This window comes from Rhodopirellula sp. UH5, from assembly GCF_056839225.1.
In genome coordinates this window covers 4395818-4412996 of record NZ_CM166390.1, presented here as the reverse complement: position 1 = coordinate 4412996, position 17179 = coordinate 4395818, and the positions used below count along the sequence as shown (strand labels likewise).

11 protein-coding genes and 1 pseudogene are annotated in these 17179 nt (G+C 56.0%); 7 read left to right on the top strand and 5 right to left on the bottom strand.

Translation table 11 applies throughout. From position 1 onward, the window contains the following. Positions 1–284 precede the first annotated feature (284 nt). From UH5x_RS15675 to UH5x_RS15660, 4 genes are all read left to right on the top strand, one after another. Positions 285–1238, top strand: a complete 954-nt coding sequence (locus UH5x_RS15675) for a DUF58 domain-containing protein (protein ID WP_482632949.1) — start codon at positions 285–287, stop codon at positions 1236–1238. Then, positions 1235–3277 carry a vWA domain-containing protein gene (locus UH5x_RS15670; RefSeq protein ID WP_047812226.1) on the top strand — a complete coding sequence of 681 codons (2043 nt, stop codon included), beginning with the start codon at positions 1235–1237 and terminating at the stop codon, positions 3275–3277. The genes UH5x_RS15675 and UH5x_RS15670 overlap by 4 nt, the downstream gene beginning before the upstream one ends. 57 nt (positions 3278–3334) lie before the next feature. Next, the gene (locus UH5x_RS15665; RefSeq protein ID WP_482632948.1) at positions 3335–5326 is read left to right on the top strand and encodes an ABC transporter ATP-binding protein; all 1992 of its coding nucleotides are present in this window, start codon (positions 3335–3337) and stop codon (positions 5324–5326) included. Between the two features lie 92 nt (positions 5327–5418). Beyond that, positions 5419–7626, top strand: a complete 2208-nt coding sequence (locus tag UH5x_RS15660) for a sensor histidine kinase (RefSeq protein ID WP_482632947.1) — start codon at positions 5419–5421, stop codon at positions 7624–7626. 479 nt (positions 7627–8105) lie between these two features. Here the strand turns inward: UH5x_RS15660 and UH5x_RS15655 are convergent, their stop codons facing one another. Then, positions 8106–8255: a hypothetical protein gene (locus UH5x_RS15655; protein WP_160311380.1), complete on the bottom strand. Its 150-nt coding sequence runs from the start codon at positions 8253–8255 to the stop codon at positions 8106–8108. Next, positions 8256–8936: a transposase gene (locus UH5x_RS15650; protein WP_047812236.1), complete on the bottom strand. Its 681-nt coding sequence runs from the start codon at positions 8934–8936 to the stop codon at positions 8256–8258. Positions 8937–10199: 1263 nt separating this feature from the next. Between UH5x_RS15650 and UH5x_RS15645 the strand changes: the two genes are divergently transcribed. From UH5x_RS15645 to UH5x_RS15635, 3 genes are read left to right on the top strand one after another with little or no spacing between them, the layout of a single operon-like run. After that, a complete protein-coding gene (locus UH5x_RS15645; RefSeq protein WP_482632946.1) occupies positions 10200–11288 on the top strand; it encodes a hypothetical protein in 1089 nt (362 codons plus the stop codon). An 8-nt stretch (positions 11289–11296) separates the two neighbouring features. Continuing rightward, positions 11297–12958 (top strand): DUF1573 domain-containing protein, encoded by a 1662-nt coding sequence (locus UH5x_RS15640; RefSeq protein ID WP_482632945.1) that lies wholly within the window; start codon positions 11297–11299, stop codon positions 12956–12958. Continuing rightward, a complete protein-coding gene (locus UH5x_RS15635) occupies positions 12945–13970 on the top strand; it encodes a DUF1559 family PulG-like putative transporter (RefSeq protein WP_083434684.1) in 1026 nt (341 codons plus the stop codon). Before UH5x_RS15640 ends, UH5x_RS15635 begins: the two co-directional genes overlap by 14 nt. A gap of 10 nt (positions 13971–13980) precedes the next feature. Here UH5x_RS15635 and UH5x_RS15630 read toward each other — a convergent pair. The 3 genes and pseudogenes from UH5x_RS15630 to UH5x_RS15620 form a co-directional block, all read right to left on the bottom strand. Continuing rightward, positions 13981–14229: pseudogene (locus tag UH5x_RS15630) on the bottom strand (hypothetical protein); the annotation flags it as partial. Positions 14230–14250: 21 nt separating this feature from the next. Beyond that, on the bottom strand, positions 14251–14931 hold the full coding sequence (locus tag UH5x_RS15625) for a transposase (RefSeq protein WP_482632944.1): 681 nt from the start codon (positions 14929–14931) through the stop codon (positions 14251–14253). 278 nt (positions 14932–15209) lie between these two features. Next, positions 15210–17177, bottom strand: coding sequence for a hypothetical protein (locus tag UH5x_RS15620; protein WP_482632943.1), 1968 nt, complete (start codon positions 17175–17177; stop codon positions 15210–15212). Positions 17178–17179 lie beyond the last annotated feature (2 nt).

The following is a 17179-nucleotide window of genomic DNA, read 5'->3' as shown; positions in this document are numbered from 1 at the left end:
GCAGGTGTCTTCGGGTATGTGAGCCGTTTGGCGCTCGCCACGGTTCCCACGAACAACCGGGGCGAACGCCCAAACGGCTCACAGGATGAAACCCAAACATTCCTGCCGACCTGCTCAGCACGATCGGGCCGGTGGTCGGTGATGGTTGACGTATTCTCGGTGGAGGATCGTCGCCAAACGGGCCTGTCGGGCTTGGTTTTTCGCGGTTTTGACACGCATTCGTTTGCTCTTCCATCAACGCGGTGTGTGCTACACCCGAGCGTGAATCAGGTAAACTGCTACCCATGAGCAACGCACCCGCCTCGTCGACGACCGATCCTACGCCCGCTGCCAGCACCCCGGCCGATGCCAAGCGGCAAGCGTCCGGGCCGTTGTTGACCCCTGCCTTGTTGGGTCGACTGGAACGGTTGGAGCTGGTTTCTCGGAAGATCTTTCGAGGGCGGATGAAAGGCGAACGCATCAGTCGCCGGAAAGGTCAGAGCGTTGAGTTCGCGGACTTTCGAAATTACGTGCCGGGCGACGACCTTCGATTGATCGATTGGAATTTGTACGCTCGCTTGGATCAGCTGTTTCTGAAGCTGTTCCAGGAAGAAGAGGACCTGCACTTCCATGCCTTGATCGACACCAGCGCGTCGATGAACTTTGGCACGCCGAACAAACTGCATGTCGCCAAGCAACTCGCCGCCGCGCTCGGGTATGTCGGGCTTTGTCATGGTGACCGGGTTTGTGTTCGAGCCATGGGGCAATCCGGTCACAATGCTCCCGTGCTTCGGTCACGTGGTTCGTTTTGGAAAATGTTGAACTACTTGGACGGTTTGTCGGGAGGCGAAAATGTTTCACTGCATGACGGCGTCAAGGACTTTGTGACGCGAGGTGGCGGCAGCGGCGTGGTCGTGCTGATCACGGACATGATGGACAAGGAAGGCTACGAATCGGCGCTGCGGATGTTGGTCGGTCGGCAAATCGATGTGTTTGTGCTGCAGGTGTTGTCGCAAGAGGAAATCGACCCTCCGCTACGAGGTGACCGGCGATTGATCGATGTCGAAGACGGCGATGCGGCCGAAATCACGGTCAACCAATTTGTGTTGGACAAGTACCAAGCCAACCTCAAAGCCTTTCTCAATGAGATCCGGCAATACTGTGCCAAGCGGTCGATTGTGCACGTGATGGTTCCCACCGACACGCCGATTGAAACCGTGATCACCCAGTACCTGCGAACTCGTGGGGTGGTGCGATGAATGATGGTGCCATGAGTTGGATCCCCGCCCTGTCGGGAGTGTGGCCGTGGGTGGTGTTGGCGTGCGTGCCTGTGGGCATCGTGCTGCTTTACTTTTTGAAGTTGCGACGCGAACCGGTCGAGGTTCCGAGCACCTACTTGTGGTCTCGAACGATCGAGGATCTGCACGTCAACAGTTTGCTGCAACGGCTTCGCAACAGCCTGCTGTTGTTGCTTCAATTGTTGGCGGTGTTGTTGGCCGCGTTCGCCTTGTTCCGACCGGGCATTCGGGGCGAAGCCAATTCGCTGGGCCGGATGGTGTTTCTGCTGGATACTTCGGCCAGCATGCAAGCACCGGCGGGAGACGCCAAGGGGCCATCCTTGAGCAGTCCAGGGGAGGGCGGTCGCAGTCGGTTCGAAGAAGCTCGCCGCCAAATCGGTGACCGCATCGACACCATGACGGACTCGGAATCCGCGATGCTGGTGACGTTCAGTGACCGCGCCGAGGTGATGCAGGCTTTCACGTCCGATCGCAATCGTTTGCGAGATGCACTGGATCGATGTGAGGTCACCAATCGACCGACGGATATTCTGGGGGCGCTGCGGGCCGCGGATGGTTTGGCCAACCCACGCCGGACCAGCGAGATTGGGGACGTCAACGATGTCCAGGTGGCCGATGCGATGCCCGCTGAGTTGATCCTGTACAGCGATGGGAACTTTGGCGATGTGACGCAGTTCAGTTTAGGGAACTTGCAGCCGACCTATGTTGCAATTGGATCCGATGCGGTCCGCAATTTGGCAATCGTTTCGTTCTCCGCTCAGCGTGATTTGCAGAACCCCGATCAGATCCAGGTTTTCGCGACCGTGCTGAACACGGGCACGTCGGATGAGTCTACCGAAGCATCCTTGTACATCGATCAAAACTTGGTGGATGCGGCTACGGTTGATTTGGAACCGGAGGCTCAGACCGGTTTGTCGTTCACGATTGAATCTTCCGATGCGGTTGCATTGAGATTGCAATTGGACGGCGAGGATGATTTGAAAGTGGACAATGAAGCCTTCGCAGCGTTGACTCCCTCCGGGTTGGTCTCGGTGTTGGTGGTCACACCTGGCAACCGAGCTTTGGAACTGGGCCTGACAACGCCGAAGAGTCAGCAGATCTCAGCCTGCGAATTTGTGACGCCGGACTACATGGAAACCGACGCGTATCAAAAACGGGCGTCATCGGGTCGCGATGATTTGATCGTCTTCGATCGTTGTCGACCCAAGGCACCTCCGCTGACCAACACGTTCACGATGGGGGCCTTGCCCAATGACGGTTGGAAGTGGAAGACGGAGTCAGGAGCGTTGACGTTGATCGACATCGACCGAACGCATCCGGTGCTGCGGTACTTGGAGTTGTATTCGTTGCTGGTGTTTTCCGGTCGAGCCGTGGAAGGGCCGGCGGGCTCGTTGACCTTGGTGGAATCGGACGTCGGTCCGGTGATGGCGATCGCTTCGCGCGATGGATACCAGGATTTGGTGTTGGGGTTCCCGCTGGTCAGCGAAGACGAATCGGGGGAGATGCAGGCCAACACCAACTGGTACGCCGAACGGTCTTGGCCGGTGTTTCTGTTCAACGTTCTGAGGAATCTGGCCGGTGCGGCTCAGTCTTCCGGGGCGCCGAGTTACCAGCCTGGGCAGACCGTGATGGCCCGCTTGGAAAACGTTCTGGAATCGGTCGAAGTGGTTCGGACAGTGGGGCAGGGCAGGGCGGAATCGTTGGGCAAGCAACCAGTCGGTGCGGGGGGCGTGGTCGAAATCGTTTCCACGTCCCAGCCCGGCAATTATCAACTGATCGCCGCCGAAACCGACCAGGTGGTGGATCGGTTTGCGGTCAATTTGTTCGATGCTCGCGAGAGTCGATTGGCAACGCAGCCGACCGTTGAACTGGGGTACGAGTCGGTGGAGGCGACCGAGGCCGGGATCGAGGTGCGACGCGAATTTTGGCGACCCTTGTTGATCGCGGTGTTGCTGTTGATGGCATTGGAGTGGTGGTTCTATACGAGGCGTTTGGCGTAGGATTGACGGACTTCCATGATTCCATTGGTTGTTTGTTTCCACGCACACTGTTGTTAGATGCCGAGTTCGCCCAGTCGCCGTCGTTTTGAAGCTTATCGTCAAGCGGTTCGCGATCGTCATCGCCGAGGGAATCAGGACACCGAAAAAGACTTGTCCAGCGGCCGTGGCGGGCATCATCATGGTGGCGGTCCTGGCGGGAAAAAAATTGGGACCCGAGACCGATCGTTTCGTGAGTTGTTCCTCGCTTTTTGGCAACTGATTGCGGGGCAAAGAGGGGCCATTGTGACCGCCCTGGCGTTGTTGACGGTCAGCATTGGGTTGCGATTGATCCCGCCCTTGGGGACCAAGTTGGCCATCGACTCAGTGCTGACTCGCCCGCCCAAACCGCTGCCGGATTGGGTGGATGCGATCCCCAATCTGACCGCGATCCTTGGCGACCCCATGTCGTCTCCGATGCGAGTGTTGGTCGCGATCGGATTGATCGTGACGATCCTGACCGCGATCGGAACCGCGGTGAACCTGGTGGGACGTTGGATCGCCACCAAGGCATCCAACAAAACGCAAGTGTCCATCCGAGCGACGGTGTTTGATCACGCGGTTCATTTGCCGCTGCACCACGTGCATTCGATGAAAAGCGGCGGCGTCGCGAGTTTGATTCGGGAAGACGCGGGCGGTGTCGCGGAACTGATTTTCAGCATGCTGTACAACCCTTGGCGGGCGATCGTGCAGTTCATCGGCAGTCTGATCATTTTGATGCTGGTGGATTGGAAGTTGATGCTGGGAGGGATGTTTCTGTTGCCGACCGTGTGGCTGACGCACCGCACCTACATCAACCGCATCCGTCCTCTGTTTCGTGATGTCCGCAAGCAACGGCAGAAGATCGACAGCGGTGCGACAGAAACCTTTGGCGGCATTCGCGTCGTACGAACGTTCTCGCGATCCCGCAGCGAGTCGAGTCGTTACGTGCGGGAAGGTGACTTCCTGGTTCGACAACAGTTGTTCACTTGGTGGTGGATGCGGATCATTGAGACGATCTGGGAAGTGCTGATCCCGCTCGCTTCGACCGGATTGTTGTTGTACGGCGGCTATCAAATCATCGAAGGCAATTTGACGCTCGGTGATCTGATGATGTTCTTGGTGTACCTGACAATGTTGCTGGACCCATTGGCGACGATCGCGGGCAGTGCGGTCGCGTTCCAAAACAATCTGGCTGGCTTGGATCGTGTCCTTGACGTCTTGGAGGTGGAAGACGAACTTCCCAGTCGTGAGGGAGCGATCTCGTTGCCGTCGAAGCAACTCGTTGGAGACCTGTCCCTTCAAAACGTATCGTTTTGTTATCCAGGAACCGAAACACCGGTGCTGAAAGACGTCAGTTTTGAAGTGGCCTCGGGGCAAACGATCGCGTTGGTGGGTCGCAGTGGAGCGGGCAAGACGACGCTGACCAACTTGATCGCTCGGTTCTACGACCCCAGCGAAGGAGCGATTTGTTTCAACGGTCGTGATTTGCGTGACATCCAATTGTCGAGCTATCGATCGTTGCTGGGGATTGTGGAACAGGATGTGTTTTTGTTCGACGGTTCCATCCACGAAAACATCGCCTACGCACGTCGACGGGCATCTCGCGAGGACGTGATCTCAGCGGCAAGTGCGGCGGCCGCGGATGAGTTCATTCGCAAGTTCCCCGAGGGATACGACACGGTGATCGGCGAACGCGGCGTCAAGTTGTCCGGCGGTCAACGCCAGCGACTGGCCATCGCACGAGCGATCTTGGCTGACCCTCAAATCCTGATCTTGGATGAAGCGACCAGCAACCTCGATAGCGAAAGCGAGCGTCTGATCCAGGACAGCCTGAGCGAGTTGTTGCAGGACCGAACCGCGTTCGTGATCGCTCACCGATTGAGCACGATCATGAACGCTGACAAAATCGTGGTTTTGGAAGACGGGGAAGTGCTTGAGGTGGGGACGCACAACGAGTTGGTTGCCAGGGGAGGACGTTACCGCGACATGGTGATGCTGCAAATGGACCAAGGCATGCAGGCAAATAGGTGAGACAGGAGGCGGGGGATCCCGTATGATTTGGCAGAAGGGTTTTGGCTTGCAATCAGCGATTCATTCCTAGTGACGCAGGTATTTTGCAGCCGATGACGCATTCGAACTCAGTACCGATTCTCGGCCGAACGATCGATCGTTTGCGAGAATTTGCGGCAGTTCGCAGTTCGGGGCTGGCATGGGGGATCCTCGCCATTTCTCTGGCCGTGACCGCCATCGCCTGGTGGTTGTCGAGCCAGTACATCCGCGATCGCGCTTCCGATCGCTTCCTGTTTCGCGTCAGTGAGATGGAGGTTTCGATCGAGCAGCGAATGATGGAGTACGAGCAGGTGCTTCGCGGTGGCGTTGGTTTGCTTGAGTCTTCGGAGGCCGTCTCCCGCGATGAGTGGCGGACCTACTTTGAGAACTCTCGATTTCAAGAGTATTACCCTGGCATTCAAGGGGTTGGATTCAGCCGGGTGGTGGACGCAGATGAAAAGGACGCGTTCGTTCAATCCATTCGCGCGGAGGGCTTTCCGGACTTTGACATCCGCCCTGCTGGAAAACGCAACCGATACACGGCAATCGACTACCTCGAACCCTTTGATTGGCGAAATCAAAGAGCCTTTGGTTTTGACATGTATTCGGAGGAAACCCGCCGCGCGGCAATGGATGCTGCCATCGCGTCGGGGGAGCCCACGATCTCAGGGATTGTCAAGCTCGTTCAAGAAACAGAGAACGATGTCCAGCGAGGTTTCCTGCTGTATTTGCCTCTCTTTGAACGTGATCAACCGATTGAAACGAGTGCCCAGCGAACGGCTGCCGTCACGGGATTTGTCTACGCTCCGTTCCGGACGCGAGATTTGATGACCGGAATTCGGAGGTCGAATTTGTCGGACATTGAGTTCCGTGTTTATGACGGCGTGGATCGGACCGAAGCCGCATTGCTCTACGACAGCAACCAACCATTGTCAAAGCAGCCCAAGGCAAACGACGCTGATTTTGTGCTGGTCAAGCCGCTTCATCTCCGCGGACGCGATTGGACGATCCACTTCGAATCCCAGCCCGGTTTTATCAGCGGTGGCGAGTCGGCGATCAGTTTAGCGGTGGCAAGTGTCGGTTTGTTCGTCGATATGTTGCTGTTCCTGGTCATCGGTTCCATTGGTCGCCAGCAACGCCATGCGGAGACCCTCGCCAAACGAATGACCAGTGAGTTTCGCAAGGCTCAGCAACAGTTCCAAGCGGTATGCGACACCGCTCATGATCCGATCGTGTTGCTAGATCAATCCAGGCAGGTGATCTACGGGAATCCGGCGACCATGGACGCCTTTGGGTATTCGGCAAGCGAGCTGATTGGGACCTCGGCGAGCTGTCTTTTCGAGAGCTCGCTTCGCACCAAGCCCGCAGCGTCTTCCTCGACAACGGATGATGAGCTGATGTGCATTCGAGAAGATGGGGGGACCTTTCCGGCTCGAATCTCTATCTCCTACTGGAATGATGGCGAACAACAGCTCGCGGCAATCATCATTCGCGATGTGACCGAGCAACGACGTGTGGATGCGTTGATTCGCCAGCACATCCGGGAACTAAGTCGTAGCAACCGGGACTTGGATGCGTTCGCCTATGTCGCATCGCATGATTTGCGTTCTCCCCTACGAAACATCAAGCACTTGGCAGATTGGGTGATGGAGGACACTGGCGACCAGTTGCCAGCCGAGAGTGCCGAACACCTGCGGACCTTGAAGCAGTGCATCAGCCGGATGGAGCAATTGCTCGATGACCTGCTTCAGTACTCTCGCGCTGGACGCGTTCATGATCGGGTGACGCAGGTTGATACAGCTGGATTGGTCACAAATATTTTCGGCATGTTGGCGAAGCCTGCTGCGATGCAGGTTGGCATGGAGGGCGAGTTTCCAACGCTTCGGACACTCAAGACACCGCTCGAAACCTGCCTCCGGAACTTGATCAACAATGCGATCAACCACCATGACCGAGAGGACGGGAAGGTGATTGTTTCCGCACTCGATGGTGGCGAGTGGATTCGATTTGTGGTGGAAGACGATGGGCCGGGGATTGCTTCTCGATTTCAAAAGAAGGTGTTCGAGATCTTCCGGACGCTGGGGCCACTGGATTCGAAAAGCTCAAGCGGCATGGGGTTGTCGATCATTAAAAAGACCGTCGAAACTTACGGCGGAAAGATCGAGTTGCAATCCGAATTGGGGCAGGGCACACGATTCATTCTGCATTGGCCAAGAGAGATCGTGATGCCACTCGAAAGTGTTGACGAAGCAGTGGCAGCGGAGTCGGCTGTTCTGCCTTGAACCGCTGGGGCGTTTGCTCCGGCGGAGAAGTCCAGGAAGCAGCCACGACGTGGCGACAGGTTGTCGCCTTCGGCGTCAGCCGATAGGAAGGGAGTTCGACGCATGCGGCAAGTCCTGAAGGGACGACAGGTCGCGCGCCCGTTTGGAAGCACCTGCCGCCCCTCCAGGGCTTCCTCATTTTGCGTTGTTGCTCATCCACGGGCTGACGCCCAATGCCATCCACTTTAGAACCAACCGAGGGGATTTTGTTAGCGGAACGGCGCAAGCCGTCCGGTAAATCGTGGGTGTTTTCCGGCGCGTCACCGGACGGCTCGCGCCGTTCCGCTACAAAGTAGATGGCATTGGGCTGACGCCCGTGGCGACAGCGAGTCGTCCCGTTGGGACTGGCCCATCCATTTCGGCGATATTGTCACGCATTCACTGGCTCGTGCCGATGGTGACAACGTGTCATCTTGTTGGGACTTTGTCTGGAAAAGCGGTCAGGCTTTTCGGATGAAGTCGGCGGCGTAGCTTCGGACTTCGCCGCCGTTGAGGACGTGGACCATGCGGAGTTGTTGAATCTCTTGGTCACTGAAGGAGGACATCGGCACGTGAACCGGGTGCGGTGCGTAAAAGGGGACGGGGGTCAATTAGGGGCGTTTCTTTGATCGGGGCCTTCCTCTTGATCGGAGTGTTGACCACAGGTCGTGTTTGTCAGCGAGTTTTTCGACCCATTCGATGTCGCCGAAGGGGCGGCCTCGCTGGACGCTCGTTCGAATCATCCCGATCTCCTTTTCGCTGAGTGCTTGATTGACGCGCTTACTCCAGTTTGCCGTGCGACGGATTGGCCAGGTCGACAAGAGTTTTGGATCTCGGTCGGAATGGTTCGCCCAACGGTGGAATGAACCGTGCTGCCACAGTTCGGCTCGTTTGACCAAATTTGCGCGCACTGGATTGCGTTCCACATATCGGCACACTGTCAGGAAGTGCTCATCGTCTTTGATGGGAAAGCTCTTGAAGCGGGACTGGTACAGATGTCCTTCGCCTGCGGTGCGGTAGTGAGCGTGATAGCGTTGCGTATGCGTGGCGGTGACCCAACGCAGCATCTTTCCCATTTGCCCGTCGCGGTCGGGGCGAATTACGAGATGCCAGTGGTTGGGCATCAAGACGTAGGAGTAGATTTGCACTTCGTAGCGTTCCAGTCCTTGGCCCAACACACGCTCGAAGGCCGCGTAGTCTTCGGGCTTGTGGAAAATCTTTTGCTTGGCATTCCCGCGATTCAATGCATGGTAGATTCCGCCGGCCACATCCAGACGTTTTTGTCGAGGCATCACGCACACCTGTAGGGAAAAAGTGATCCTGGAGTCATTGGTTCAGTGACAGTTTACCAGAAAAGACCCCCGTCCCCTTTTTACTGCCGTCCCCTTTTTGCTGCGTCGTCCGCATTTTTCTCCGAGCAATTGCTCCAGTAGTGGAAGGAGCATGTCGAAGTACTTTAGGCCTTGAATGTTTTTGCCTTGGATCGTTGACGCTTGCTCTTTGCCTCTGCCTTGTGCGTCAGACTCGCCCGTCGTCAACGCAATCGATTCACGTCGCCGAGGTAAGGGTTTTGAATTCGGATTTGACTTAGGCACGCTAAAACCATCGACAGTGACAACATGGCAGCCCCAAATGATGTCTGCTGCTCGGCGTAAATCTCGTGCCAAGCTCGAGTGCACTTCGCAAGTCTTGTGTCGAACACCATTGCCCTGTCCCCTTTTGAGGGTTGATTGTCTTTCTGCTCAAAAAACAGCTTTGGCGGTTGATTCTCGACTGCCATGTCTCTACCTTTGAATCGAGCATGTTTTCTTAGGCGGGAACTTCACGATCAACTCCAGAAGGTGTTTCGATGAAAATCTCAAGCCCCGGTGTCTCTCAAGCCCCGCTGTCTCTCACAGTTCCGGTGTCTCTCACAGTTCCGGTGTCTCTCACAGTTCCGGTGTCTCTCACAGTTCCGGTGTCTCTCACAGTTCCGGTGTCTCTCACAGTTCCGGTGTCGGTTGCAAGCGGTTTTTGCGTTGGCGCTATACGGTGGTGCATTGCTGCTCGCTCCGGTGTCGCTTGCGGATGATCTCGTAGAACACCCCGGTGATTGTTGTCAGCCGATCTCGGAATGCTATGCCCCGCAGATTGTCTGCAGCAGTTACGGTGCTGGAGCTTGCGGTGCTTCTGAGCAGCAGGATCCCGTGGCGGCGAGCAACCGGCAAATGTGTGACAGTCCAGGTCCCGGTGAAACGCCGCCTGGCAGTCCTTGCTTGGAGTCGGACACTGAGTTAGTTAATTGCATGAAATACACTTTTTGCATTTACGACAATGAGCTCGGCCAGTGTGTGATCGTGGATGGGGTGACGACCTACAAGAAAGCACCGGCGGTTTGCGAAGGGATTTGTCAGGAGGCGCCACCAACAGGTGGTCCAGGTTGACATTGGATTGAGTGCAGGTCGATTCCTTGAAAGACCTGGCCCGTGGTTCTTGGGGGATCTGATGGCCTCACTGCACTCATCTGTGTGACGCGCGTGGTGAGTCGATTTGGCTTTGGATCCGGATTTCGAGCCATGTCTGAGAACGAGCGGGATTGTTGTGGAGAGTTGCGAAACATATTCACTGGCGATTCAGTCGAGCTCGCTTCCCCGCGGATGTCTCTTGCCTTTCCATTAAGGAGTCTTCTGATGCAACGATTCATGGTGTGGTGTGTTTTCGGGATCAGCTTGATTGGTGTCTCGAATCCAATCCAACGGAACCACGTTTTTGCGGAAACGATGGACGGTTCAAACAGACAGTTGATTCAGTCATTGATCGCCGTGAATCTATCGGCAAAGCAAGCAGCGGGGCGAGGTGAGTTTCGACTTCAATGCATCGGAAATGATGGTGCCACCGTCAGGGTCTGTGATGCTGAATTGCGTTGCGGTGAAGATGCCTTTGCAATGACGTATGAGGTTCGGGAAGGGGCAACGCTAGAAGAGGCCGAGAAAGCGGAGGAAAGAACTGGCCGAATCATTCGGTGGAAAACGACTCTAGTTTTTGTTGATGATACCCGGAAGACAGCATTCATTTCCTACAACACGGATCATACCCTTCTCGACTGCTACCTGGTGCAACCCTCGCAGTGTTACTTCACCTATATGTCTGAAATCTCGATGGAGGACATTTTGACCTCGAAAGGGACTTGGGATTTCGGTGAGCGGTCCTTCGACTTCGTTGAGAGCGACGAGACGATCCAAGTTCAACTGCTTCACCCGACATCGGACGAGCCGGCGACCATTGAGTTTTCAAAATCACATGGAGGGTTGTTCACGAAGTTTGATCACCCTTCTTCCAAGGCCGCGGCGAGGAGAATCATTTGCGAATGGGATGAAGTTGGCGGCGTAGCCTATGCCAAGAATCTCGAGTATCGCAATCTCGGCGGCGGTGATGTGTCGCCGAGAACGGCGTTTTTATTGAAAGTGCTTGAATTCCAGCCGAATTGTGGGTTGCAAAAATCGGAGTGTCGCTTGGCGTCACTGAATCTCGGAAGCGAGTACACGCAGACCATCGCCTACCAGAACGGACGTTCGAAGGTGATTGCTGCGGAGCTGAATCCAGAAGATGAATTGAAGAATCTTGTCGATCGAATCAAAGTGAAAATTGGGAGAAAGGTTCGATGAGCCGATGGATGCTTGCTGTTGTTTTGGTAGCCCTGCAGGGGTGGTTCGCCATGTTCGCGGCGACGGCTGCAACGGGGGCATCGACCGTTGGATTGCTGAATCGGTCTGGGTTGAGTCGATTGTTGAGCGTGACATGTCTGGTTTTTGATGTCGAGCATTCGACATCCGAAATCGAGCAATTCAGCAATGAGATTGCTTCGCAACCCGCCGCGAGGACGCGTCAAGAAGTTTCGGAATGGTTGACAACGGTGGGCCTCTCGGCGGTTTGGTTGCCGTTTGAGAAAGCGAGGCTGTCAGAACGTTGGTCCGATGGTCAGTCTTTCATTGCACTCGCACACAGTCGAGAATCCGGCGGCGCCCGATCGATTGAATTTGTGTTGTTGACTGGAACGTCCGGTGAGGGGCTGGTTGAAGTGGTTACCGGCGATGTGGTTACTGGCCGCGGCGAGGCCAACTTGGACGAATCGGTCGCAGCGTATGTCTATCCCCAAGTCTGTTTGGTTTCTGAAATGCCTCTTCGAGAAGTTTCGAGCGTGAGCCTTGGGTGGGTCGTCCTGATCGGTTTCTTGGTCGCAATCGCGGTTCTTCGTTATCGAAGCTCAAGCCGGCTACTTTTGCCGGCGATGCTGTTGTTGACTGCGTCGACGGCGACCAAGGTTCATGGTGAAGGTGGGGACCTGCTGTTCGAACCCGCGGTGGTGAGTTTCGGGACTCACGAAGTCAACCCGAACAAGAGTTTGTCGACGAAGGTCACGGTTATTAATCAATCCGACCGAAAGATTGAGGTGGATGCTTTGCGGGTCAGTTGTGGGTGTCTGGATGCGAATCCCGATTTTAGCGAGCTTGCTCCCGGCGAAGCTGGGATCATCGACGTTGAACTGAAGCGTCTGGATGACTTCGTGGGCGACAAGGCGATCGATTTGGTCTATGAAAAAGAGGGGCTGAAACGGCTTCACAAGCTCAGCGTTCGATGGACGCTCGTCCATCCGGTTCAGATTGAGGTCCTGAGTGAAAATGTCGATCGCCGAGTGGCTCAAAGCGGACGAAACGTGATCGATTTTGGCAGGCTACGCAGCGACGAGGTGAAGTCTTGCAGGTTGAGGGTTTCGGGTTCGCGTGACGGCGAGCGGGTTGAAGATTTTGAGATCATCGATGTCACCTCCGGTTCTGGTTTTGTCTCGTCTGAATTGGAAGCCGGTGAACCTGTGATTGAAGTCTCCGTTCGGGGGCCGCTCAGCGACATTAGTTCACGGCGGGCGCAAATGGTTGTGCGGACAAGGTGCGATCGGGGACCGATGCCTGATTTAGTGGTTGACTTGCAGCGAATGCCAATTCTGAAGGATGTCTTCGCTGCCAAGCAGCATATTCTTATTTTTCACGGCAAGTCTTTTGGCAGTGCTAGCAACGCTAGTCGGCCGGTGTGTGTGCGTGTTGTTTCACGGTCGCGACGCGAATTGCAGGTGGAGGAGGTGGTTTGGGTCAAAGGCGAAGAGCGGGACATCGAATCAATTGAATCAGAGTTGAAGGCATCCGCCGGTGCAGTTTCGGCCTGTGTGAAGATCCCAGAGTCTTTGGAAGAAAAGCAATGGCTTCGGATTCGTCTGAGCAAACCAGAGCTATTGGTGTTTGACATTCCCATCACACAGCGGTTGTTCAATGAGGCAAAGTAGCCGCCCTGCACCACATCGACGCGTCGATGTGGCATTCACCCTTCTGGAGTTGATTGTTGTGATGGCTGTCATTGGGCTGTTGCTTGGCCTGGCCACGACGGCGATCCAGGCTGCTCGTGAATCAAGCCGGCGGACTACCTGCGTGAATCGGCTTCGGCAACTCGATCTCGCCTTGCAACACTTTGAAGGAGTCACAAACGACTTGCCGGGGTTCTGGAATCATCCTTCTCAGCAATCAAAGGCGAGTTTGAGTGGATTTTTTCATCTGCTACCGTTTTTGGAACGCGAGGCTTTGTTTCAAGCGTGGAAAGCGAAGCCCGGTTTCCCATGGAAGCTGGATAGTATGCTTGAGCGGCGCGATACCCCACCACTTTCTGACCCGATCTTCGTTTGTCCGTCCGACGATCAAATGGGTGGTGGAAATTACCGATTCAACGGTGGATCGACGATCAGCTTGTTCAGCACCCATCGAGTTCCATCTCGAAACGGCGACGCTCCTTTTGCTGCCTACGTCGGTGGAAGCAATCGATTGCTGGATGGGCGAAGCAGCACCGCAGCGTTCTCTGAACGATTGAAAAGTCGTCGCGATGGAAGCTACCACCATCATCGAGATATCTTTTTGTCGGGAGCCTATGGCCTTTTTCCTGATGGTTCGCTCACAGACGAATTGATGATTGGAATGGCCCGAGAATTGGGAACACGTCGCCCCGCAAAATTTGAAGATTTTGCCGGATTCACTCCTTTTGCGGGGGGCAAACATCAGTCGGTTTATGACCATGTCTTTGTTCCCAATGAACCGGTGGCATCGATTTCTGCCTATGAAGTTCGGCGTTTGTCCAGTGGCGTCCGTGACGGAGCGATCATGGCTACCAGCAATCATCCCGGTGGTGTCCACGTTGCCCAGTTCGATGGGGCCGTTCGATTCGTTGTCGATACGGTTGACCGAGAGGTCTACCACCAACTGGGAAGCCGTTTGGTTGATCGTGTGGACTCGACGAAGACCAGGCAGTAGCCGGCTTGAATCACACGCGGCGGATGAAGTCGGCGGCGTAGCTTCGGACTTCGCCGCCGTTGAGGACGTGGACCATGCGGAGTTGTTGGATCTCTTGGTCGCTGAAGGAGGACATCGGCACGTGAACCAAGTGTTTCTTGAACCGGCGGGCCAAGCGTTTCCATCCGCCGCCGGGCGGCAGGGGGCTCATGATCGCGACGTGTTTGCTGCGTGAATGCATGCAGGCAGCGGCAATCAAGCGTTCTTCCAGTGTCGACGAAGAAAAGGGGACGGGGGTCAATTAGGGGCGTTTCTTTGATCGGGGCCTTCCTCTTGATCGGAGTGTTGACCACAGGTCGTGTTTGTCAGCGAGTTTTTCGACCCATTCGATGTCGCCGAAGGGGCGGCCTCGCTGGACGCTCGTTCGAATCATCCCGATCTCCTTTTCGCTGAGTGCTTGATTGACGCGCTTACTCCAGTTTGCCGTGCGACGGATTGGCCAGGTCGACAAGAGTTTTGGATCTCGGTCGGAATGGTTCGCCCAACGGTGGAATGAACCGTGCTGCCACAGTTCGGCTCGTTTGACCAAATTTGCGCGCACTGGATTGCGTTCCACATATCGGCACACTGTCAGGAAGTGCTCATCGTCTTTGATGGGAAAGCTCTTGAAACGGGACTGGTACAGATGTCCTTCGCCTGCGGTGCGGTAGTGAGCGTGATAGCGTTGCGTATGGGTAGCGGTGACCCAACGCAGCATCTTTCCCATTTGCCCGTCGCGGTCTGGGCGAAGTACGAGATGCCAGTGGTTTGGCATCAAGACGTAGGAATAGATTTGCACTTCGTAGCGTTCCAGTCCTTGGCCCAACACACGCTTGAAGGCCGCGTAGTCTTCGGGCTTGTGAAAAATCTGTTGCTTGGCATTCCCGCGATTCAACGCATGGTAGATTCCGCCGGCCACATCCAGACGTTTTTGTCGAGGCATCACGCACACCTGTAGAAAAAAGTGATCTTGGAGTCGTTGGTTCAGTGACAGTTTACCAAAAAAGACCCCCGTCCCCTTTTGAGTGTCCGAAGCACCTGCCGCCCCTCCAGGGCTTCCTCATTGTGCGTTGTTGCTCATCCACGGGCTGACGCCCGTGGCGACAGCGTGTCGTCCCGTTGGGACTGGCCCATCCATTTCGGCGATGTTGTCACGCATTCACTGGCTCTTGCCGATGGTGACAACGTGTCGTCTTGCTGGGACTTTGTCTGGAAAAGCGGTCAAGCTTTTCGGATGAAGTCGGCGGCGTAGCTTCGGACTTCGCCGCCGTTGAGGACGTGGACCATGCGGAGTTGTTGGATCTCTTGGTCGCTGAAGGAAGACATTGGCACGTGAACCAGGTGCTTTTTGAACCGGCGGGCCAATCGTTTCCATCCGCCGCCGGGCGGCAGGGGGCTCATGATCGCGACGTGTTTGCTGCGTGAGTGCATGCAGGCAGCGGCAATCAAACGTTCTTCCAGTGTCGCGGTGAAATTCAAGCGTCGGTCACGCCAGATGTCGCGAATCGGTACGGGCGGATACAGGAACATCGCACCGCCATAGATCCCCAGTCCAATGCCTGGGCCGACCATCTCTTGCTGGAAGTCACTGGCGAAGAACGCGAGCGTGGATTCCCATTCGTGCTCGGCGAACCAAGTCGTGCGCCAGGGGTAGTCTCGCGGGTCGGCGGGGGAGTCAAACAGCATCAGGCAGGCGTCGAGTTGCCCGCGACTGGGTGGCATGACTTTGACGTAGATCTCTTTTTCGTACCAATGTCGAATTGTGTCCCGGATGTCGATTCCGTCTTTGACGCTGGTGGTGAACTTCTCGGTGCGAGCCAAGTCTTGGCCCATGATCGCCTGGGCTCGTTCGCTGACCCGGTTTCTCAGCAGTTCAATGCGTTCGTCTTCGGGTGGGTAGCTGCACTGGGAATAGGGGTTCCAATTGTGTTGCCATTCATGGCGTTCTTTGTCGTTGGGCCGTCGCTGGAGCTGGATCGTTTGCCACGAGATCGGTGGTCCTGGCAAACGATTTACCAGCGACACGACATCTTGATTGGGCAAGCGAGCTTGGTCGATTCCCAGCGTGATCGGTTGATCGGATTCAGGGATCCATTGGTCGGAGTTGGCACCCGGTTCGTCCGCGTAGGCGTACTTGGTCGCGACCTCGGCGACGTGCAACGCGAATTGGTCGCCGAGGACTTGTTTGCAGGCGGTGATGATCGTGACCATGTCCGGTGTCATCCGGCGGTTGATCAACGACAAATTGCGGATGTATTGCAAGCACTTCGAAAGCAGCAACGGCGTGATCTTGCGGGCTCGGTTGCCCAGGTCGTCGAGGTAGCTTTGGCGGCCGGCGATCAACAGTTCTTTGACGCCGTCGATCTGCAAATTTTCGTCGTCTTCCAGTTCGGCTCGCGCACGTTCGTGGAGCGACGTGATGAAAGGCAACTCGCCAAACAAAAACAACAACGTTTTGGGGTTGATCCTGTGCCGGGTCGGCGTGGAGACCTCTTCGTTTTCGATGTCGCCGAAGGAGTGACCGGGGTTGGTTCGGAGTTGTCGATGAGCGTCTCGAATCCAGGGCCAATGCAGGATGCTGGTGACCAGCAGAATTCGCTCGTAGCTCCTCTCCAGTTCCAAGAGCTGGGCGGCCATGTAATGCATTCGGTCGCGAGTCAGCTCATCGCTCGGTGGTGGAATGCTAGGCAGGATCGCGGCGGCGAACTTTTCAATCGCAACGTGCCGGACCGCATGCGCGTCGGGCATGACGGTCGAGAAAGGCTGGAAGTGGTTCGTTTCCAGATCGATGAAATGCCGGGGGATGTGTTCGCCCATCGCGGCGCGGATTGCCATGATCACGCTTTGGCACGGATCGATCGGCACGTAGCTGCTTGGCAGGGGATCAGCGTCTTCGTCGGCTGACTCGCCGTATTCTTCCGCTGACAATTCAGGGTTGAAGGGCAGCGGCGGTTCGAACGTCGATTGTGATGCGGGGTGTTGCAACACGATCGAAGGACGTGGGAGTTCCAAGACCGCTTCTTCGACCGGTTGTTGGAAGGACGGCGGCAGCGGAACGGCCAGGCAATCGAAGTTGTGTTCGAGCATGAACCGACGGGTCAGCCAGGCGAACTGGCCACTGCCGTGGATGATGGGCAGCAGTGTGACGCGATCGTTCAGGCGTAACAGCTCGGGGACCGTGTCACTCATCT